Consider the following 20,066-nt stretch of genomic DNA (forward strand, 5'->3'; position numbering starts at 1 on the left):
GAACTAATACTAACAAACTTTTGACTGATAGCCTTTCCTTCTTGGCCATTTATGGCTGTGCCTGCGCCAGCAGAAAATCCCGCAAGGCCCGGTTGGCCATGGAGAGCGGATCCCCCCGCCGCCACGCCACACAGAGATCGAGAAAGATCGGGGGCGCGAACGGGATCCCGGTCAGGGCCGGCTCTTCGTCCAGCGCCATCCGCAAGAAGGTGGTCACCGCAAAGCCCTGCTTCACCACCGCCTTGAGCAGCGGGATGAGGTTGCTCTCAAAGGCGATGTCGGGCTCGCAGCCCAGCCCCTGAGCCAGCGCTTCCATGTGCTCGCGGTGATAGAAGCCACGGCGAAACATCGCCAGCTCCTGGCTGAAGAACTCGCTCAACGACACACTCCGGGCCTGACGCAGCGGATGCTCCTCCCCCACCACCATCAGCATCTCTTCACGCAGCAGCTGGGCCCCTTCCAGCGCCGGCGGCAGATCGCTGGTGATGAGGATGGCGAGATCCAGCGAACCGTCCACCATCCGGCTCAACAGCTCGCGGGTACCCGCCTCCTCCACCCGGATCTTGAGGCCGGGGTAGCGGTGCTTGAAGGCCATCAGGATCGGTGGGAAGTAATAGGAGCCCATCATGTAGGGGATGCCGATGCGCACCTCTCCGCGCTCCAGCCCCTTGAGCTCGGCCATCTCGGCCTCGGCCTGGTGCATCTGGCGCAGCAGGCGCTCGGCATGGCGGCAGAGCACCTCCCCTTCCGGGGTGAGCCGCACGTTGCGATCCTGACGGTCGAACAGGCGCAGCTCGAGCTGCTGCTCCAGCTTGGCGATGGCCATGCTGATGGCGGGCTGTGCCACGTGCAACCCGTTGGCAGCCTTGGTAAAGGAGCCGGCATCCCGCACCGCCAGCAGATAGGTGAGCTGTTTGAGGTCCATATCAATTTGGTTTATTAGATGGATAACTTAAATATATTATATTTATGTTCTGGCGCGCACTAACCTGCAACAAAGCTGTCAGGACAATTGCATATGATCGAAGTCGGTAGTCGTGAATGGATCCGCGCCACCCTGGCCCTCAGCCTGGGCTCCTTCCTGGTGTTTCTCAATCTCTATCAAACCCACCCCCTGCTGCCGCTGCTGGCCGAGGTGTTTTCCGTCAGCTCGCTGTCGGCCAGCTGGGCTCTGGCCGGCTGCACCGCAGGGCTCGCCGTTTCGCTGCTCGTCTGCGCCCGGCTGGCGGATCGCTTCGGTCGGCGCCGGATCATGTTGTGGAGCCTGGCCGGTGCCATCCTGCTCTCCTTGCTCATCAGCCTGGTCAGCCAGTTTGAACAGCTGCTGCTGCTGCGTATCCTGCAGGGTGTGCTGCTGGCGGGGCTGCCCGCCACCGCCATCGCCTACATGGGGGAAGAGTTCAGCAAGCGGGCCCTGCTCTCCGCCGTCGGGGTCTACATCGCCGCCAACTCGCTGGGGGGCATCGCCGGCCGGGTGGTCGGCGGTCTGCTGGCCGGCTGGTTTGGCGACTGGCAGCACACCTTTCTCGGTATCGGCCTCATCAGCCTGGCGCTGCTGCCCCTCGTCATCTGGCTGCTGCCGGCCCAGACCCGCTTCGTGCCCGTCATCGCCAAGCCGGGCCAGTTTCGCCAGGCCATCACCAGCCACCTCGGCAATCCGCTGCTGGTGGGGGCCTACCTCATCGGCGGCCTCAACTTCATGGTGTTTCTGAACCAATACAGCTACCTCACCTTCCTGCTGGCCAGCCCCCCCTTCTCCTTGCCGACCCAGTGGCTCGGCATGTTGTTTCTGACCTATCTGTCGGGGACGGTGGCCTCCTCCCTCAGCGGGCGCTGCGCCCATCGCTGGAGGGCACAGCGTCTGCTGCTGGTCGGCATAACGCTGATGGCACTCGGCAGTGCCCTGCTGCTGTGCGGCTCGCTCGGGGCCATCCTGTCCGGTCTGCTCATCTCGAGTTTCGGCTTTTTTCTGGCCCACGCCTGTGCCAGCGCCTGGGTCGGCCAGCACGTGGAGCACAACCGGGCGCTCGCCTCATCGCTCTATCTGGTGGGTTACTATCTGGGGGCCAGTCTGGGGGGACTTTATCTTCACCCCTTCTGGGAGCAGGGAGGACTCGGGGGATTGGTGCTCGGCATCGAGCTGGTACTGGCGGTCACGGCGGGATTGAGCCTCTGGCTCGGTCACTTGAAGGGACGCCCCGCCCGCCCCCGCATCTGTCATCCCTGACGCTATTCCTGATATCAGACGGGGCCAGTCAAGCGGCCCCGTCTCATCAAGCCTGGTCGTAGTATCCGGCAGGCACCGGCACCACGGCGCCGCTCGCCACCTCTTCTTCGATCACCTCGGCCAAGGTGCGCAGATGGAATTTGATCTGCCCAGAGGCCAGCATCACCGCCACATCGGGATTGCGTTCATCATTCAGGTTGCCGGTCTTGAAGGCCACCTCGGGATGGGCTGCCAGCAAGGCATCCAGCGAAAGCACCACCAGCTCGATATGTTCCAGCCCGGCCTGATGGCTGCGACCGGGTTTGGGCGCCGCCAGCTCGATGCAGGGCACGCTGCCGTGGGCATGGGGCACTGGTTGATGCAGGCGATAGGTGGCGATGGGCCGTCCGCCGATCATCCCCTCCACCAGCAGGTCGCCATGGGTTGCCAGCAGCCCCTTCAGGGTCTGGTACTCCACCAGGGTGGCGGCCCGATAGCAGAGGTGGTCGACCTCGATGGCGGCGGGATGGATGGCAAGTGCGTCCAGCTCGGTCAACAGTTGGCAAACAAATGGGGCCATCGGCCCCAGTGTGGTATCGAGTGGATGTGACATGATCACCATTTCTTCTTGGGTTGGAACAAGACGTCCAGTTCGTCCGCCTCTTTGTCCTTGATGTTTTGCAACTCTTTTTCGCTGTGCTCCTGCAGATGGGCGTCGAGTCCGGCCAGTCCCTGGCGCATGTCCTCTTCCCGCGCCATCAGGTAGGGATCTTTATCCGCGACGCTGGCCAGGGCGGAGAGCCCCTTGGTGTAGAGCTGGCGACAGGTGCCGTATTGCCCCTGGATCTGGGCATCCATGGCCCGCTTCACCAGGTTGGCGATGTTGACCTTGAGCTGCATCAGCTCGAGGCGGCGATCCTCCTGGGCAAAGCCCTGCGGATCTATCTTGCCCTTGTTGTGCTCGACCCGCAGCACGGCCCGCATCTTCTTGACCAGCTGCAACATCTGGATGGCCTGACGATCCGATTCGGGGGTCTTGAAGTGCCCCTCATCCTGGCTGCTGTAGTTCTCCTGCACGTTCTTGATCTGGGTCTGCACGTCGACAATGCGCTGCTTGATCTGGGCATTGGGCATCACCAGGGCGATGGCGCGATAGGCATCAAGGATCCGGTGCTGCAACAGCAGCACTATGTTCTTGGAGAAGGGCACCAGGTTGACGTTGAGCAGCATCTCTTCGGTTTCATCCACCACCGACTTGTAGCGGGCGATGGCGTGACGCTTGTCGGCCTCAGCCTTCTGCTTATATTGCTGCATCACGTTATAGGCGATGACCAGAAACAGGAGTGCGCCAATAGACAGCAATACCAAGGTTAAAATCATAGGAAGTCCAAACTCCTGTCCCAATTCAATTGCGTGATCCTACAACAGCTTACCTAGTTAAGGTAGTCCGCACCGCAAGGCTTGCCCCCGATTTGTGCCACAAGGTGGGCGTAAAAACGGGGGAAAACCGGGATCACGCGGCGCTGGCGACACCGCCATTACCCCTTAGTATCGCCCATCGGGTTCATTACTTGAGGCTGAAGCCCCGGGATCGCAGGAAATCCTGCATGAAGGGCCGCGCCTCCTTGCCAAGAATGCCCCGGATCTGGCCGCTCCAGCTCTGCTGCTTGTTGTTGCTGCTGCGGGACTGGTAATAAGCCTCGATCTGCCGGTCATAGCTGGCAAGCAGCCCCCGATCCAGTTCGGCCTGATAGCGATTTTCATGCACCACCAGAGCGCGGGGCAAGCGGGGTTTTTGCTCAGGCGCCTGAGCCGGATGGCCGAGACAGAGGCCGAACAGCGGGATCACCTGATGCGGCAAACCCACCGCCTCGCTCACCGCAGCCGGGTTGTTGCGGATCCCGCCGATATAGACACCGCCAAGCCCCATGGATTGGGCTGCCAGCAGGGCATTCTGGGCCATCAGAGCGCCGTCGATGGCACCGATCAGCAGCTGCTCGACAAAGCCGGTCTGGGCATCCGGTACCACCTCGCAGTGGCGATGATAATCGGCGCAAAAGAGCAGGAACTCGGCCGCCTGGGCCACATAGGCCTGATGCCCCGCCAGTTCGGCAAGCTTGCTGCGCAGAGCCTTGTCGGTCACCCGGATGATGCTGTTGGCCTGCAGAAAGCTGGAGCTGGAGGCGGCCTGGGCCGCACTCAGGATCTGGTCGAGCTGGGCCTCGCTGATGGGGTCGGCGGTGAATTGACGAATGGAGCGATGGGCAAGAATAAGGTCGAGAGTCGGGTTCATGTTGCCTCCATATGAAGAAGCCCACACTCTACCCAAAAACAGCGGGGGGCCCAAGGCCCCCCGCGCTCGCGTCACAGCACGACCGGCTAACCGGCCAGCGGATAGTTGCCCGCCTTGCAGCTGACCACGAAGCCGCTCTCTTCCACCTGCGCCACCGACATCGGCTTGCTGAACAAGAATCCCTGAAACACGTGGCAGCCCTGGGTGCGCAGGGCGGCCAGTTCGTGTTCGTCCTCCACCCCTTCGGCCATGATGCCAAGGCCCAGGCTGGTGGCCATGGCGACGGTGGCCCGGATCACCGGCAGGTTGAGCCCCACCACGAAGGAGCGATCCAGCTTGATGGTGTCGATGGGCAGCCGGTTGAGATAGGCCAGCGACGAGTAGCCGGTACCGAAATCGTCGATGGCAATCTTGATCCCCTGCTCGCTCAGGCCATCGAGGATCTCGATGCACCCCTTCATGTCCAGCATCAATACCGTCTCGGTCAGCTCCAGCGTGAGCAGGCCGGCATCCACGCCAAACTCCTTGAGCTGCTGGGCCACCAGCTCCGGCAGGGAGGACGAGAGCTGAAAGCCGGAGAGATTGACCGACACCGGCACGCTCACCCGCCACTCCTTCTGCCAGTGGGCCATCTGGGCCAGCGCCGTCGACAACACCCAGCCACCTATCTCGCGGATCAGCCCCATCTCTTCCGCCAGCGGGATGAATTCCACCGGTGAGACATGGCCCAATACGGGATTGTGCCAGCGCAGCAGCGCCTCGTACCCGAGCAACCTGCCTTTTGCCACATCCACCTGGGGCTGGTAACAGAGACTGAGCTCCCCCCGCCCGATGGCCTTGGCCAGGAACTGCTTCAGGGTCAGCTTGCGATGCAAGGTCTGCTGCATGCTGGGGGTGAAACGCTGCCAGCGCAGCCGCCCCATCTGCTTGGCCTGGTACATGGCCATGTCGGCGCGGGTGATGAGGTTGTCGCCATCGTCCGCATCATCCGGATAGATGGCGATGCCGATGCTGCCGCCAATGGTCACCTCGGGCACCCCGCTCAGCTGCAACGGCTTGGTCATCTGGGAAAGCATGAGATCGGCCACCTCCTGCGCCCGATCGCTGGAGTGGCTGAGCGGCACCAGCGCGGTAAATTCGTCGCCACCGAGCCGGGCCAGCTCCACATCGCGCGGACAGATCTGCTTGAGCCGGCCGGCAACCCGCTCCAGCAGCCGGTCACCGGCCTTGTGGCCGTAGTTGTCGTTGACCAGCTTGAAGTTGTCCAGGTCCATGAACACCAGGGCGAAACGCCCGCCCAGCCCGCAGTAAGCTTCCAGCGATTTCATCAAGCCATAGCGATTGAGCAGCCCGGTCAGCGAGTCGTGCCAGGCCAGGTGGCGATGCTCCAGCTCCTCCAGCTTGCGGTCGGTGATGTCACGCATGGTGAGCAGGATCTGGGCCCCCTGCTGGATGTGACGAAACTGGTACTGAAACCAGCGCATCCCCTTGAGGGTGCGGCACTCCCCCTCGGCCACCACTTCATCGAGCCGGGAGAGCTTCTGATAGAAGGCGTCGTCATTGCCGGAGAAGAGCTGGGAGAGGTGATGTACCTCATCACCGAAACACATCTCGAAGTGGTGATTGCCGCTCTCGAGCCGGCCCAGGTTGTCAAACAGGCAGGCCAGGGTATCGCCAGTGGCGAGGGAGGACTCCTGATAGAGGGTGTCGGCATCGATGACCGCCTCGGTCATCATCATCAGCCGCCCCGCCAGCTGGATGCCGGAGAGGCGCAGATAAACCTGTTTCTTGACCCCCTTTGGGGAGAGGGTCCACCACTCGCTGTAGCTGCGCCCCTGCTGAAAGTCCCCGAGGTAGCGCTGCAACAGCAGATCGATGGCCTGTGCCATGTCGGCCGAGAAGTCACGCGACTGCAGTTCGTCCAGCGAGCTGGCTTCCCACACGTTCAAGGCGGCGCGATTGGCCCAATAGATATGGTGATGCCGGATGTCATACACCCAGATTGGGGTATGCAACACATCCATCCCGTTCAATAACCGTTCGTCTAGCGTATTCATCTAATATGGTGATTCATGGTATGTGATCACTGGGAAACCCAGCGGCGGAGAGCCCTCCCGGGCAACCGATGCTGGTACAAAATCGGATCCAGCCCATAATGGAAACAAGCATGCGCAAGGGGCTGACTTCATATGAAAACGCTACATGTGAAACCCATGGTCAGGAAAAACGGACTCACGTTGGTATTGTTGGGCATCATAGTAAGCATTGCTATGATTTTTATACTTTTTTTACTCGGTGAACAACCACTAATCCCCCCAGTCTCCGGCCTGTTGGCGGGTCTGATGATGATCTTTATCGGCTCATTGAAGCTGGTCGAGCCCCATTTCAGCCTGTCGCTCTGTCACGATTGTCTGCAATATCACCACAAATACGGCGGTTGGATCCTGAAATGGAGAAATATTCAGCGAATCGACCAGCCACGCATTCATCTGGGCTGGGATCTGGTCCCCCTGCCCTACATAGGTTTGAAGATCAAAGATTACGACGATTTTTTGACATTGATCACACCCAGATTGGCAGTGCGCCTGCTGACCGAGCAGCGTGGCGTCCTGTTGCAGGCACTGCGCAGTGAGCAACCCGAATGCATCGGCGGGGGCTGCGGCGACCCTTTTCAGGGGGAAGGCTTGCTGGAAGAGAGTCACTTTCGCTCCCCCTCCGGTCAACGTTATGAGGGGGTGATCGCCATGCTGGCCAACCGCATGACCCGGCTGCGTGATCTGCTCGGCTACGATCTGCTGGTGCCGGACAACAGCCTGGACCGGGATCCGGCCGAATTTGTCCGACTTTTGCACCAGTACCAGCGGGAGTCGAATCTAATCCAGATCAATTAAACGCCGAATTGAGCTTGCCAAGGCTGGCCGCACTTCTTAAGGTCACTGCCTTGTTACACCCAGAACACCGCTTATGAAGTACATCGAAGAGTTCTATCTGTTCGTCAAGGTGGTACAAGAGGGAGGCTTCTCCCACGCGGCCGCCGCACTGGGCATGCCCACCGGCACCATCAGTCGACGTATTTCTCAGCTGGAAGAGCAGCTCGGCTGCTCCTTGCTACACAGATCCACCCGCAAACTCCGCCTGACCGATGAAGGACTGCGCTACTACGAGCGCCTGTGCACCCCGCTCGGTGAAATCGAGCAGGCCACTGGCGAGATCCAGGGCAAAGAGGCCGACCTCAACGGCGTAATCCGCCTGGCGGCCCCCATCGCCCTCTCCAACACCATCCTGGTCGACATGCTGGCGGACTTTGGCCTGCGCTACCCCGAGGTGCAGTTCGACATAACCCAGACCAACGATCATCAACACCTGTTCGACAACGACCGGGATCTGGTGTTTTTCAACGGTGAGCTCCCCCAGTCCCTGCCCAATGCGCTCTGCCTAGGTCACATCGAATACGGCCTGTTTGCCTCCCCCCTCTATCTGGAGAAGATGGGCACCCCCTCCCATCCGGGCCAGCTGGAGGAGCATGCGCTCATCTACTGCTGGCCCCATCAGCACTGGCAACTGACCGACCGGGAGGAGCAAACGGTGCAGATCAAGCGGGCCGCCAGGCTCACCGTCAACCAGACCCAGGCCGCCGTTCGCGCGGCCAGACGGCACCTGGGGATCGTCAACGCCCCGCTCCACTACGTGCACCCCTTCCTGCAGGATGAGCAGCTGGTCGCGGTGCTGCCCGACTGGAAAACCGGCAACCGCCCCTTCTACATGTTGCGTTGCCAACCTCAGTTTGCCCCGTTGCGTGTTAAGATGTTCGCTGATTTTGTTGAAAAATACTCAGCGCGCTACCGGAGCCTGCAGTGGGACAACCAATTTTCACCGGCGACCAGCCTGTCTCATTGCATCTGACCGTTGGCGGGCCACACTTATAGCAATCCTCGTTGACCAGGCCGGCCTAACACTATGAATGTATTGATATGTGATGACTCAGGATTCGCCCGTAAACAGCTGGCCCGCGCCCTCCCCGCAGACTGGGACGTGACGCTCCACTACGCCGCCAACGGGCTGGAAGGGATAGAGCAGGTCCTGATGGGGCATGGGGATCTGATCTTTCTGGATCTGACCATGCCGGAGATGGACGGCTACGGCGTACTGGAGACTCTCAAGCGCGAAGGGCTGCGCAACAAGGTGATCGTGGTCTCCGGCGACATCCAGCCGGAAGCCTATCAGCGGGTGATGGGACTGGGGGCGCTCGACTTCATCAAGAAACCGGCCGCCCCGGAGACCCTCAGCGCCCTGTTGAAGCAGCATGATCTGTGGCAGGCCAAGGGTAGCGCCGTACCGGAAGCCGCCAGCCCCGCAGCTCAGGCGATGGTCGATGCCGGCAGCGTCGATACCGGCATCAAGATCAGCCCCGAAGTACGCGATGCCTATCAGGAGCTCGCCAATGTCTCCATGGGTCAGGCCGCCGACCTGCTGGCCCGCCTGCTCAACGCCTTCGTGGTGCTGCCCATCCCCAACGTCAACGTGCTGGAGGTATCCGAACTACACATGGCCCTCTCGGCCGCCGCCGACTCGGACACCCTCTCCGCCGTCTGCCAGGGCTTCATCGGCGCGGGCATCGCCGGCGAGGCGCTGATCCTGTTTCACGACTCCAGCTTCAAGGATCTGGCCCGGCTGATGAACCATCAGGGCACACTCGATCGCAACGCCGAGCTGGAGCTCTTGATGGACACCGCCAACGTGCTGATCGGCGCCTTCCTGCGCGGCTACGCCAGCCAGCTCGATACCCCCTTCAGTCAGGGTCACCCCGTGGTGCTCGGCCAGCACAGACCCATCAACGAGCTCATCAACACTAACAAGAGTCGCTGGCGCCGCACGCTGGCCATCGAGATCAACTACCGGGTCCAGGATTATGCGGTGCAGTGCGATCTGCTGCTGCTGTTTACCGAAGATTCCATCGCCACCATGAACAACAAAATCATGCACATGCTCTAGGAGTGACCATGGAAATCCGTGAATTTCATTGGCTGATGAACATAGTCCAGAACCTGGACGTAGGGCTGGTCGTGCTCGACAAGGAGTACAGGGTGCAGGTGTGGAACGGCTTCATGGAGAGCCACAGCGGCCGGCTGGCCGGTGAGGTGCGCGATGGCGTGCTGTTCGACCTCTTCCCCGACGTGGATCGCGCCTGGTTCGAACGCAAAGCCAACATGGTGTTCAAGCTCAACAACCGCGCCTTCAGCACCTGGGAGCAGAAACCCTATCTGCTGCGCTTCTCCAACTACCGCCCCATCACGGGCTCAGCGCCCCACATGTTCCAGAACCTGACCCTGGTGCCGCTGGCCGACTTCGGCGGTCAGGTAACCCACATCGCAGTGATGATCTACGACGCCACCGACGAGGCCATGCTGATGAGCGGCCAGCGCCAGGCATGAAGACACTTTGCAGCACAATGAAAACAGGGCGCCTTGGCGCCCTGTTTTGTTGTGAGGCGCTCAGCGGGCCCCGAGGTACTCGGTGAAGGCGTCGATCACCTCGTCGATGTCGTCATCGGTGATCTGCAGATGGGTCACCAGCCGCATCTCGCCGTAACCGGAGAAGAGGATCCCCCGCTCCTTCATGAAGGCAAGCAGGGGGCCGCTCTGCTCTTTTGCCAGCTGCAGGAAGACCATGTTGGTCTGCACCTGGGCCAGGTCCAGGGTGATGCCGGGCAAGGCAGCCAACCCCTCGGCCAGACGTCTGGCCCGGCGGTGATCGTCCGCCAGGCGGGTGACGTGCTGTTCGAGGGCAAACAGACCAGCCTGGGCCAGGATCCCCGCCTGTCGCATGCCGCCCCCCAGCATCTTGCGCAGCCGTCTGGCGCGGGCGATGAAGGCGCGAGAGCCCACCAGCAGCGATCCCACCGGCGCCCCCAGCCCCTTGGAGAGGCAAATGGAGATGCTGTCAAAGGGAGCGGCCAGTTCGTGTACCCCGTGACCGCTCGCCACGGCGGCGTTGAACAGACGCGCCCCGTCCAGATGCAGCTGTAGCCCACGTTCGTCAACGAACTCGCGCATCGCCTGCAGGTAGTGAAGTGGCAGCACCTTGCCATTGTGGGTGTTTTCGAGGCAGACCAGCCGGGTCTGCACAAAATGGGCATCGTCAGGGGCGATAGCCGCGGCCACATCGGCCACCGCCAGCGAACCGTCAGCCTGCATGGGCACCGCCTGCAGTGCGACCGAGCCCAGCACGGCGCTCCCCTGGGCTTCATAACGATAGATGTGGGCCCCTTGACCCACGATGGCCCCCTCCCCGCGCTGACAATGGCTCATCACCGCCAGCAGGTTGGACATGGTGCCGGAGGGGACAAACAGCGCGGCCTCCTTGCCCAGCAGCTCGGCCCCGCGGGCCTCCAGTGCATTGACGCCGGGATCTTCCCCGTAGACATCATCCCCCACCTCGGCATGCAGCATGCTCTGGCGCATGGCATCCGTGGGCTGGGTGACCGTATCACTTCGTAAATCGATATAGCGCATGACATCCCTCCTGAAGCTGGAGCATGACGTTAGCCAGCCATGGCTGGCTTGGCAAGCGGGCCGTTTCCGGAATGTGAAGCCGGTGACGGCTTACCAGGGCAGCGGCTGGCCCTGCAGGTCGAGGAAGCTGCCGGACTGGGCCGGCGACAACTGGTTGAGAAGATCAAGCAGACGCGGCGCCACAAGCGCCGGATCCTGCAGGGTCTCGGTTGCCAGCTCATGCAGGAAGGGTTGATTCATGGGGGTATCCATCAGCCCGGGATGGACGGTGATCACTCCGGCGGCGGGAAAGCGTTCGCGCCACTCGTGGGCCAGCGTTTTCGCCCCCATGTTGAGCGCCGCCTTGCTCATCCGGTAGCTGTAACGGCTGCCCGTCTCGTTGGCGCCGAGGCTGCCGGCCAGATCGGAGAGGGTGCAGAGCCAGAGCCGGGTGTCCGGCGTCATGCGCCGGCTCAGGCAGGCGGCCAGAGCCAGATGAGGCCAGGCATTGGCCAGCAGGCTGTCGCACAGCCACCTGGGGTTGACCTCCTCCACCCGCCGCTCCGGCATGAAGTTGATGTCGTGCAGCAGACCTATGGTGTTGATCACCACGCTCGGCAACGCCGCCGTGTCATAGAGGGTGAACAGGGCATCGAAGGAGAGGGCGTCCACCTCCTGCAGCGGGAAATAACAGGCGGGATCCACCCCTTTTGGCAGTTGCCGGCCAGCCAGCACCAGCTCCTCGCCGCGAGCGGACAGCTCATGTGCCAGTGCCGTGCCCAAGCCGCCGCTGCCCAAGATCAGATAGCCCATCGCCCTCTCCCCGCTGCCCTCATCTGTTTAGAGGGTATCAGAATAATCCCCGGCCGTAGCCGGGCCATCCCCATCCGGGCTTATGCCTCATGCAGGTGCCTGCCAAATTCGCGGGCCCGCGCCAGATCGAGAAACCCGTCAGACTGCTTGTGGCTGCGCAAGAACTGGTAATAGGCGAGCAGGATCACCTGCGCGTCTGCTTCCGGCAGCGACAATCCGGGCTTCTGCTCCTGCAACAGGCTGCCGGCCGCCTCCAGGGCTTCCCGATCCACTACCTCAGCCTGCCGATAGAGGTAGCCACAGCCGGTGGCGAGCCACTCCAGCGAGCAGTTGGCGGCCATGGCAATCTGGTTCGCCTTGCCAAGCCCGGGTTCAGCACCCTTCAGATATTTGCGGATCAGAGCCTCGCTCAACCCCACCTTGCGGGCAAAGGCGCTGACGCTGCCCGTTCCTATCAAGCTCTGCAAGCGTTCGGCAAAACCGTCCATTTCCTCTCCCTCAGAACCAAAGTTCGAATTAACAAAAGCCGCATTATTGCCTTGCCCACCAGAAGAGACCAAGATGCGGGCAGCATCTTTTTACCCTTATGAGCCAAGGAGCCTCCATGTCCGTATCTCGCCTCCCCCTCCACCCCGAGGGCCCGACCTTCTCCCGTCTCATCATGGGCTACTGGCGCCTGATGGAGTGGCAGCTCTCCCCGAGCGCCCTGCTGGATCTGATGAAGTACCACCTGGATCTGGGGGTCACCACCATCGATCACGCAGACATCTATGGCGGCTACCAGTGCGAGCAGGCCTTCGGCGAGGCGCTGCGCCTTGACCCCTCCCTGCGCAACCGGATGGAGATCGTCAGCAAGTGCGGCATCGCCCTCACCGCCAAGCCGGAGCACGCGCTGAATCACTACAACACCGGCAAGGCACACATCATCGCCAGCGCCGAGGCCTCCCTGCAAAAGCTCGGCACCGATCACCTGGATCTGCTGCTGATCCACCGCCCGGATCCCCTGATGGATGCCGACGAGGTGGCCGATGCCTTCATCACCCTCAAGCAGGCGGGCAAGATCAAGCATGCCGGCGTCTCCAACTTCACAGCCCGCCAGTTCGAGCTGCTGCAGTCACGCCTGCCCTTCCCGCTGGTGACCAACCAGCTGGAGATCTCGCCGCTCAATCAGAGCACCACCCTGGACGGCACCCTGGATCAGTGCCAGCAGCTGCGCATCAAGCCGATGGCCTGGTCCTGCCTCGGGGGGGGACGCCTGTTCCAGGCCCCCGAATATGCCCCGCTGCGCGCCGAGCTCGAGCAGATCCGCCATGAGGTGGGCGCAGAGCAGATCGAGCAGGTGGTCTATGCCTGGGTCATGATGCTGCCAAGCCAGCCACTGCCGCTGATAGGCTCCGGCAAGCGGGAGCGGATCGCCGCCGCCGTGGCCTCCCAGTCCATCGTCCTCAGCCGTCAGCAGTGGTTCCGCATCCGCAAGGCGGCGCTCGGCTACGACGTGCCCTGACGAACCGGCCAGAGGCGCAAACAAAAACGGCATGGGGGAAACCCATGCCGTTTTGCGTTATCGAGGCAGCTCAGCGATGACGCTGGGGGCGACCACGTGGTGCATCTGTCTTCGGTTTGGCCTGGTTGACCGTAATGGTACGGCCACCAATCTCGGTGCCATGCAAACCGGCGATGGCTTTTTCGGCCTCGCCATTGACAGGCATTTCAATGAAGCCAAACCCCTTGGACTGACCGGTATCGCGATCGATGATGATATCGACCTTGTCTACCTGCCCAAATTGGCTGAACACGGTTTTCAGTTCGTCGGCCGTCATCCGGTACGACAGATTACCTACGTAAATCTTCATGCCATCCACTCTCGATTCAAGGTGCCTTCTCTATCCAATCACCAACACAAAGGTAAGGGCACACCCCCCATGCCGGACCTGCCGGGACGTCGTGTCCGGGCACTTCCCCGCTCCGTTTACTCAACTCATTGATCTGTTGGGCGAACAGAGCGGACAAGATCAATTCGAGTCAATGGCAGTATCTGAGCTTTGGCAAAGATTGTCGAGAAAATAGTCAGCTCATATGGGGAGCAGGGCGTCCAGCAGCCCCTGCAGCGTACGCCGGCCATGCCAGGCCCGCTTAAAGCCGAAACGATAGATGCCGGGCGCCACGGCGTGGGTTCCCTCGCGGCCGAGCCCCATCAGCGCGGTGGCGGCGGCCAGTTGTTCTTCATCGAGCGCCAGATCCAGGCTGAAAGCCAGCCACTGGCCATCGTGGCCCACCTTGCGATCCCGCTCGACCCCGACCAATGCCGCCCTGGGCAGCGCCAGCGCCTGATCGTTGCTGCCATTGAGCAGATAGAGATGGGTCTCGTCCCAGGCCAGCTCCGCCAGCCGCCAGCGCTGCCAGCTGCGAGGCAGCACCATCATCAGCAGCACGATACCGCCGAACACCAGCCCGACCCAGGGCAGCAGCCCCATCTGTGGGTAACCCAAAGCGATGGCGGCCAGCACGGTGAGCAGGCTCGCCAGCAGCAAAACCGCCATCACCGGATAGAAACGGCGGGCGGGGGGCATCAGCCAGACCAGCCCCGTTTTGTTCACCAGCTCACTGACCTTCATTCATCTCTCCTTATTCATAGACGCTGGACGCGCCATTTTTGTCGCGCATTGTGCGCGAGCCGCCCCGCAGGATGCAACCCGTGCCGCCAGCTGGATGACGGCTTCGCCGCACTCTTGATATGATTCCCTCCATCTGAGTCCATTTGCACGCTTGTCGGGAGTCTCATGCTTGCCACCACCCTGCTTTTCATGGCCAGTGCCTTTCTTGCCGAACCTCACCCCCGCCAGGCCGAGGCCATTGGCGGCTACTCCGCCGGCTGCCTCAAGAACGGGGTAGCGCTGCCGCTGAGCGGTCCCGGCTATCAGGTGATCCGCACCAAGCGACTGCGCTACTACGGCCACCCCGAGCTCATCGCCTACCTCACCACCCTGGCCAACCAGACCCGCATGGCCGGCATGCCGGATCTCTACATCGCCGATCTCGCCATGGCCCGCGGCGGCCCGTTCACCTCCGGCCATCGCAGCCATCAAACCGGCCTCGATGCCGACATCTGGTTTCGCATGGCCAACCAGCCCATCTCTCGCTGGGAGCAGGATGCCCCCAAGGAGTGGGCGCTGATCGACGAACCCAGCTATCGGGTGCTGCCCGGACGCTTCGGCCCCCAGCAGCTCAATCTGCTGCGCCTGGCGGCCAGCAAGCCCGAGGTGGCCCGCATCTTCATCAACCCTGTGCTCAAGGCCGAGGTATGCAAACGGGCGGCCGATGAGCCCTGGGTCGGCAAGCTGCGCCCCTGGGTCGGCCACTTCAGCCACTTTCATGTGCGCCTGCGCTGCCCGGCCGACAGTCCGGATTGCCAGCCCCAGGCCCCGATCCCGCCCGGCAACGGCTGCGGTGCCGAGCTGGCCTCCTGGCTCAAGGACAAGCCGCAGCTGCCCAAGGTTTCGATGGCTTATCACAAACCCAGGCTGCCCGCCCGTTGTGGCGGTTGACCACAAGCTGGTATGGTGAACCGTTATCTGTAAAAAATATCAATGGAGAACAACAAGATGGCCACTTCACTCTGGCAGAGGGCGACCCAGTCCCTGTTGACCCTGACGCTGCTGCTGAGCCTGACCGGTTGCGGCATGAACAACATTCCCACCCTGGATGAGCAGGTCAAGGCGAGCTGGGGCCAGGTCGAGAACCAGTATCAGCGCCGCGCCGATCTGGTCCCCAATCTGGTGGCCACCGTCAAGGGCTACGCCAGCCACGAGCAGGAGACCCTCAAGGCGGTGACCGATGCCAGAGCCCGGGTCGGCAGCCTGCAGGTGAGCGATCCTGCCCAGCTCAAGGAGTTTGAAGCGGCCCAGAACCAGCTCTCCGGCGCCCTCTCCCGCTTGATGGTGGTGGTCGAGCGCTATCCCGAGCTCAAGGCCGATCAGCAGTTCCTCACCCTGCAGGCCCAGCTGGAAGGCACCGAGAACCGCATCTCGGTGGCCCGGCGCGATTACATAGAGGCGGTACGCCAATTCAATACCGAGATCCGCACCTTCCCGGGCGTCATCTGGTCCAAGCTGCTCTACTCGGATCTGGAGGCCAAACCCACGTTCAGCGCCAAGCCCGGTGCCGATGAGGCGCCCAAGGTCAGCTTCCAATGAACCACGTGATCCGTGCCCTGCTGCCCTGCCTGCTGTTGTGGACGGCGGTGGTGTCCGCCGCCCCCACCTTCCCCGCCCTGAGCGGACGGGTGGTGGACGAGGCCAACCTGATGTCCCGCAAGCAGGCCCACCAGCTCACCCAGCAGCTGGCGGCGTTCGAGAAGCGCAGCGGCATCCAGCTGGTAGTGGTCTCCATCGACACGCTGGCGGGTGACACCATCGAAGAGTACGGCTATCAGCTCGGCCGCCACTGGGGGATCGGCCAGAAAGGCAAGGACAACGGCGTACTGCTCTTGATCGCCCAGGATGAGCGCAAGGTGCGCATCGAGGTAGGCTACGGACTGGAAGGGGCCCTGCCCGATGCCATCGCCGCCAACATCATCCAGACCCGGATCCTGCCCGCGTTCAAACGCGGCGACATGGTGGCCGGGGTGGTGGCCGGCAGCCAGGCGATCATGCAGGCCTTGGCGGGCGAGTACAAACCGGTAGACAACGCCAGCAAGGGCAAGCTGGGCGGCCCCTGGCTGTTCATCCTGATGGTGATTGTGATGATCGTGCTGCACAACCTGCGTGGCGGTGGCGGTGGCGGCGGTGGTGGTCGAGGTGGCCGGCGTCGTGCAGCTTACCTCGCCGGTGGCTTCGGTGCCGGTCGCTCCGGCGGCGGCTTTGGTGGTGGCGGTGGTTTCAGCGGAGGGGGCGGCAGTTTTGGTGGCGGCGGCGCTTCCGGTGGTTGGTAACAGGGATTAAGAGACGACACATGATTTCGAAACAGTTCTTTCACACGTTGCAGGCCAGGGTCAAACAGGCGGAGCAGGCAACCGATGCCGAGCTGGTGACCGTGCTGGCACCCGCCAGCGACGGCTATCGCTACATCCCCACCCTGTGGGCGGCCCTGCTGGCCATGCTGACACCCCTGCTGGTGTTCGAGCTCGGCTTCTGGCTCGGCTGGTACGAGATCCTGCTGGTGCAGTGGTCGGTCTGGCTGGTGTTGAGCATCCTGTTCCACTGGACCCCCATCAAGATGTACCTGATCCCGAAACAGGTGCGCCAGCACAGGGCCGCCCTGATGGCACGCCTGCAGTTTGTCGAGCAGGGACTGCACCGCACCCGGGATCGGCTCGGGGTGCTGATCTTCGTCTCGGTGGCCGAGCACTACGTGGAGATCCTGGTGGATGACGGCATCGCCCAGCACATCGACAACACCCAGTGGCAGGAGATCATCGATGACTTCACCCGCCGGGTGCGCAACAAGGAGGTGGAACAGGGTTTCCTCGAGTGCATCGAGCGGACCAGCGCCATTCTGACCGACGCCTTCCCCGCCACCCGGGACCAGAACGAGCTGCCGGACAGTCTGATCATCCTCGACAAGCCCTGAACAGGATTAAAAAACCGGCATTCTGTTCAAGGGATAGGCATTCGATAAAGATTATGAAAAATAAGGGGAAAAGTGGTTGACCCCGGCAGCCCTTTCCCCTAAATTACGCCCCGTTCCAGCGCAACGGCGCAACGAACGACGTGCTGGCTGAGCACGTTAAACAACAGACCAAAATTTGGTGAGGTGTCCGAGTGGCTGAAGGAGCACGCCTGGAAAGTGTGTATACGGCAACGTATCGAGGGTTCGAATCCCTCCCTCACCGCCAAATAAAACAAAAGGGCCTGTCGAAAGACAGGCCCTTTTGTTTTATCCGGTGACGGGCGGCTTGGTTCGGGCCCTGGTTCGACAGGCGGGCAGGACAGCCTGCCTGGACGGCCAGAGGCCGCCCGCAGGGCGAGCGCCAGGGACGGTGCGAGTCAATCCCGACCCATCCTCTGATGTTAAAACCGACCCGATGGTCGGTTTTTTGCTTTCGGGAAGAATTATCAGCTCATGTCAAAGAGGGAGGGTGAGAACCCTCGCTGGGTTCGAGCAGAGCAGCTTGCTGCGATGAACGGCCGCAGGCCGCCCCGAAGGGGTGAGCCACGCAGTGGCGAATCATCCCTCCCTCACCGCCAAATCTTAAAGAACCGACCCGATGGTCGGTTTTTTGCTTTCAGACTCTGACGAAAGCGGCCCTCTCACCCAACGTCGAGCAGGCCGGAAGCCTCTATCTATCCTCCAGGCCGTCCTGCTGGCTATGACCCGCCCCATGGTGCGCCGATTTCACCACCCATTTGAACGGCCAGCCTGATGGCTGATAGTGACATTCCGCCGCCAGCCAGCCTCTGCAGCCAAGCGCCTCAAACGCAAGACCACAGCACCGCCAAATTCCCTCTGCTGGCAGCAACGTCCACCTTGGTGGCACACCCCTTCCCATCCGGAAAACACCTCTCCCAGGCGGCAGCTGACGCTGACGCGCGTTATTGCTCACCGATTGGATATCATTTTGAAAAACTGATACTTAAGTAGCTACACTAGCCATTATCAATCTTCAGGGATGCGTAATAAATGAGCTTAATCGGCCTGGTTCTGGCATTGATCGCCATTCTGGGCGGCAACATGATCGAGGGCGGCCACCCCAGCGCCCTGCTCGATCTGCCCGCCTTCCTCATCGTGATCGGTGGTACTGTCGGTGCCGCTCTGACCCAGTTCCCCTTCTCCGTCGTCGGCAGCACCCTCAAGCGTTTCAAGTGGTTGCTGACCCCTCTCAAACTCGACATGCAGGAGCAGGCCGAACTGCTGGAGAACCTGGCAGGCAACGCCAGACGCAGCGGCATGCTGGCCCTGGAAGGGATGATCGACGACATCAAGGACCCCTTCCTGCAAAAGGGGGTACAGATGATGGTCGACGGCTACGAGAAGACCAAGATCCACGAGGTGCTGGAGAACGAGATCGAGTTCGAACAGGAAGATCTCGAGCAGACCGTCAAGTTTTATGAGGCCATGGGGGGTTATTGCCCGACCATGGGGATCGTGGGGGCGGTATTTGGCCTCATTCACGCCATGGGGCTGCTGGATGCCCCGGACAAGCTGGGGGGCGCCATTGCGGTGGCCTTCATCGCCACCATCTACGGGGTATCGGCCGCCAACCTCATCTTCCTGCCCTTCGGCAACCGCTACAAGGCCTTTGCCCACCAGATCCGCCACTACAAGGAGATGACCCTGACCGGCATCCTCTGCATCGTGGACGGCGAATCCCAACAACGTCTGCAAGTCACCCTCGAACCCTACTTAGGAGGCCATGGTGGCAAAAAAGAAAAAGGCTGAGGCGCCGGAGAACCACGAACGCTGGCTGGTCTCCTATGCCGACTTCATGACCCTGCTGTTCGCCCTGTTCGTGGTGCTCTACTCCTTCGCGATGGCCAAGCAGTCTGAAACCCGGGTGCTGATCCAGGGCTTCATCGAGTCGCTGGGTAAAATAGGCCTGATCTCTCCGCCTGCGGGTTCACCGGTCATGCAAGGGGGGACCGGCATTCTTGAGCCAGAATCCAAGACCACCCCGAGCAGCCCCGAGAAGGAGACGGTGCTGGAGAAAGATGCCCCCGCAGCAGCCTCGGATCCCTTCAACGAGACCATAGGCGCCTCTGAGAAGCCGAGCGCAACGGAATCCTGGCCACACAAGACCCAGGAGCAGGAGTGGGTGCAGGTCACCAAGAAGAAGCTGGAGCAGCAGCTCAAGGCGCAGATCGAATCCAAGGATCTGGAGGTGGAACAGCTCGGCAGCCAGCTGGTGATCCGCATCGGTGAAAAGGCGCTGTTCCCGGCCGATTCCGCCTTCCTGCAGCCCCAGTTCATTCCGCTGGTCAACAAGATCTCCGGCATTCTGGCGGATATCCCGGGCAAGGTGGTGGTCACAGGCCACACCGACAACACCCAGGCGCCGGTGGAACTCTATCGCAGCAACTGGGAGCTGTCGGTGCTGCGTTCGGCCTCCATCGTGCACACCCTGCTCACCAATCCCAAGCTCGATGCCTCCCGGATCATCGCCCAAGGGGTGGCTGATGCCCAGCCCCGCTATCCCAACGACACCCCGGAACACCGGCAAGCCAATCGCCGGGTCGAGATCACCCTCTCCCAGGGCAAGGCCGCCGAAGAGTCCCTCCCCGTCCTCAAACCCTGATCCAGCAGACCCCGCCAAGCGGGGTCTCGCTTT

At 61.8% G+C, this 20,066-nt stretch carries 22 protein-coding genes, 1 tRNA gene and 1 other RNA gene; 14 read left to right on the forward strand and 10 right to left on the reverse strand.

Going from position 1 to position 20,066, the window contains the following annotated elements; genetic code table 11:
- Nucleotides 1-49 precede the first annotated feature (49 nt).
- The gene (locus AB5Y94_RS18255; protein ID WP_010634255.1) at nt 50-925 is read right to left on the reverse strand and encodes a LysR family transcriptional regulator; all 876 of its coding nucleotides are present in this window, start codon (nt 923-925) and stop codon (nt 50-52) included.
- 93 nt (nt 926-1,018) lie between these two features.
- Between AB5Y94_RS18255 and AB5Y94_RS18260 the strand changes: the two genes are divergently transcribed.
- A complete protein-coding gene (locus AB5Y94_RS18260) occupies nt 1,019-2,227 on the forward strand; it encodes an MFS transporter (RefSeq protein ID WP_368206273.1) in 1,209 nt (402 codons plus the stop codon).
- A 46-nt stretch (nt 2,228-2,273) separates the two neighbouring features.
- On the opposite strand, the gene AB5Y94_RS18265 is transcribed toward AB5Y94_RS18260, so the two are convergent.
- The 4 genes from AB5Y94_RS18265 to AB5Y94_RS18280 form a co-directional block, all read right to left on the reverse strand.
- On the reverse strand, nt 2,274-2,828 hold the full coding sequence (locus AB5Y94_RS18265) for a VOC family protein (protein ID WP_017786129.1): 555 nt from the start codon (nt 2,826-2,828) through the stop codon (nt 2,274-2,276).
- Nucleotides 2,822-3,586, reverse strand: coding sequence for a hypothetical protein (locus AB5Y94_RS18270; protein WP_005299895.1), 765 nt, complete (start codon nt 3,584-3,586; stop codon nt 2,822-2,824). The genes AB5Y94_RS18265 and AB5Y94_RS18270 overlap by 7 nt, the downstream gene beginning before the upstream one ends.
- 187 nt (nt 3,587-3,773) lie before the next feature.
- The gene (nfsA, locus tag AB5Y94_RS18275) at nt 3,774-4,499 is read right to left on the reverse strand and encodes an oxygen-insensitive NADPH nitroreductase (RefSeq protein WP_017786128.1); all 726 of its coding nucleotides are present in this window, start codon (nt 4,497-4,499) and stop codon (nt 3,774-3,776) included.
- Nucleotides 4,500-4,585: 86 nt separating this feature from the next.
- Nucleotides 4,586-6,523, reverse strand: a complete 1,938-nt coding sequence (locus tag AB5Y94_RS18280; protein ID WP_010634259.1) for a bifunctional diguanylate cyclase/phosphodiesterase — start codon at nt 6,521-6,523, stop codon at nt 4,586-4,588.
- Between the two features lie 165 nt (nt 6,524-6,688).
- Between AB5Y94_RS18280 and AB5Y94_RS18285 the strand changes: the two genes are divergently transcribed.
- From AB5Y94_RS18285 to AB5Y94_RS18300, 4 genes are all read left to right on the forward strand, one after another.
- Entirely contained in the window at nt 6,689-7,390 is a 702-nt protein-coding gene (locus tag AB5Y94_RS18285) for a DUF2982 domain-containing protein (RefSeq protein WP_005299887.1), read from the forward strand.
- 73 nt (nt 7,391-7,463) lie between these two features.
- Nucleotides 7,464-8,402: a LysR family transcriptional regulator gene (locus AB5Y94_RS18290; RefSeq protein ID WP_005299884.1), complete on the forward strand. Its 939-nt coding sequence runs from the start codon at nt 7,464-7,466 to the stop codon at nt 8,400-8,402.
- A gap of 54 nt (nt 8,403-8,456) precedes the next feature.
- On the forward strand, nt 8,457-9,491 hold the full coding sequence (locus AB5Y94_RS18295) for a response regulator (protein WP_042008168.1): 1,035 nt from the start codon (nt 8,457-8,459) through the stop codon (nt 9,489-9,491).
- 8 nt (nt 9,492-9,499) lie between these two features.
- Nucleotides 9,500-9,931, forward strand: a complete 432-nt coding sequence (locus AB5Y94_RS18300) for a PAS domain-containing protein (RefSeq protein ID WP_005299876.1) — start codon at nt 9,500-9,502, stop codon at nt 9,929-9,931.
- Between the two features lie 60 nt (nt 9,932-9,991).
- Here AB5Y94_RS18300 and ltaE read toward each other — a convergent pair whose 3' ends face one another.
- From ltaE to AB5Y94_RS18315, 3 genes are all read right to left on the reverse strand, one after another.
- Complete coding sequence (gene ltaE / locus AB5Y94_RS18305) at nt 9,992-11,011, reverse strand: low-specificity L-threonine aldolase (protein WP_123245982.1); 1,020 nt, start codon at nt 11,009-11,011, stop codon at nt 9,992-9,994.
- 90 nt (nt 11,012-11,101) lie between these two features.
- Nucleotides 11,102-11,803 carry a short-chain dehydrogenase gene (locus AB5Y94_RS18310; protein WP_139724647.1) on the reverse strand — a complete coding sequence of 234 codons (702 nt, stop codon included), beginning with the start codon at nt 11,801-11,803 and terminating at the stop codon, nt 11,102-11,104.
- 80 nt (nt 11,804-11,883) lie between these two features.
- Nucleotides 11,884-12,291 carry a helix-turn-helix transcriptional regulator gene (locus AB5Y94_RS18315; protein WP_279484484.1) on the reverse strand — a complete coding sequence of 136 codons (408 nt, stop codon included), beginning with the start codon at nt 12,289-12,291 and terminating at the stop codon, nt 11,884-11,886.
- A gap of 116 nt (nt 12,292-12,407) precedes the next feature.
- On the opposite strand from AB5Y94_RS18315, the gene AB5Y94_RS18320 reads away from it, so the two are divergent.
- Nucleotides 12,408-13,307, forward strand: coding sequence for an aldo/keto reductase family oxidoreductase (locus AB5Y94_RS18320; RefSeq protein WP_005299866.1), 900 nt, complete (start codon nt 12,408-12,410; stop codon nt 13,305-13,307).
- A gap of 70 nt (nt 13,308-13,377) precedes the next feature.
- On the opposite strand, the gene AB5Y94_RS18325 is transcribed toward AB5Y94_RS18320, so the two are convergent.
- Together AB5Y94_RS18325 and AB5Y94_RS18330 are read right to left on the reverse strand one after the other, a co-directional pair.
- Nucleotides 13,378-13,656, reverse strand: a complete 279-nt coding sequence (locus tag AB5Y94_RS18325) for an RNA-binding protein (RefSeq protein WP_005299863.1) — start codon at nt 13,654-13,656, stop codon at nt 13,378-13,380.
- A 219-nt stretch (nt 13,657-13,875) separates the two neighbouring features.
- A complete protein-coding gene (locus AB5Y94_RS18330; protein ID WP_017787266.1) occupies nt 13,876-14,418 on the reverse strand; it encodes a hypothetical protein in 543 nt (180 codons plus the stop codon).
- A gap of 165 nt (nt 14,419-14,583) precedes the next feature.
- On the opposite strand from AB5Y94_RS18330, the gene mepA reads away from it, so the two are divergent.
- The 8 genes from mepA (at nt 14,584) to AB5Y94_RS18370 (ending at nt 20,033) form a co-directional block, all read left to right on the forward strand.
- Nucleotides 14,584-15,348: a penicillin-insensitive murein endopeptidase gene (mepA, locus tag AB5Y94_RS18335; protein WP_025201825.1), complete on the forward strand. Its 765-nt coding sequence runs from the start codon at nt 14,584-14,586 to the stop codon at nt 15,346-15,348.
- A gap of 42 nt (nt 15,349-15,390) precedes the next feature.
- The gene (locus tag AB5Y94_RS18340; RefSeq protein ID WP_017781667.1) at nt 15,391-15,996 is read left to right on the forward strand and encodes a LemA family protein; all 606 of its coding nucleotides are present in this window, start codon (nt 15,391-15,393) and stop codon (nt 15,994-15,996) included.
- Entirely contained in the window at nt 15,993-16,733 is a 741-nt protein-coding gene (locus tag AB5Y94_RS18345) for a YgcG family protein (protein ID WP_368206274.1), read from the forward strand. Before AB5Y94_RS18340 ends, AB5Y94_RS18345 begins: the two co-directional genes overlap by 4 nt.
- Before the next feature lie 20 nt (nt 16,734-16,753).
- A complete protein-coding gene (locus AB5Y94_RS18350; protein WP_368206275.1) occupies nt 16,754-17,371 on the forward strand; it encodes a TPM domain-containing protein in 618 nt (205 codons plus the stop codon).
- Between the two features lie 177 nt (nt 17,372-17,548).
- Nucleotides 17,549-17,636 (forward strand) — tRNA-Ser (locus tag AB5Y94_RS18355).
- Between the two features lie 223 nt (nt 17,637-17,859).
- A non-coding RNA gene (locus AB5Y94_RS18360) (RtT sRNA) lies at nt 17,860-17,988 on the forward strand.
- A 433-nt stretch (nt 17,989-18,421) separates the two neighbouring features.
- Entirely contained in the window at nt 18,422-19,180 is a 759-nt protein-coding gene (locus AB5Y94_RS18365; protein WP_005299846.1) for a flagellar motor protein, read from the forward strand.
- On the forward strand, nt 19,155-20,033 hold the full coding sequence (locus AB5Y94_RS18370) for a flagellar motor protein MotB (protein ID WP_042050908.1): 879 nt from the start codon (nt 19,155-19,157) through the stop codon (nt 20,031-20,033). The genes AB5Y94_RS18365 and AB5Y94_RS18370 overlap by 26 nt, the downstream gene beginning before the upstream one ends.
- The last annotated feature ends 33 nt before the right edge of the window (nt 20,034-20,066 follow it).

Origin of the sequence: Aeromonas sp. s5 (genome assembly GCF_040907865.1) — a bacterium.
Taxonomy (GTDB): domain Bacteria; phylum Pseudomonadota; class Gammaproteobacteria; order Enterobacterales; family Aeromonadaceae; genus Aeromonas; species Aeromonas dhakensis.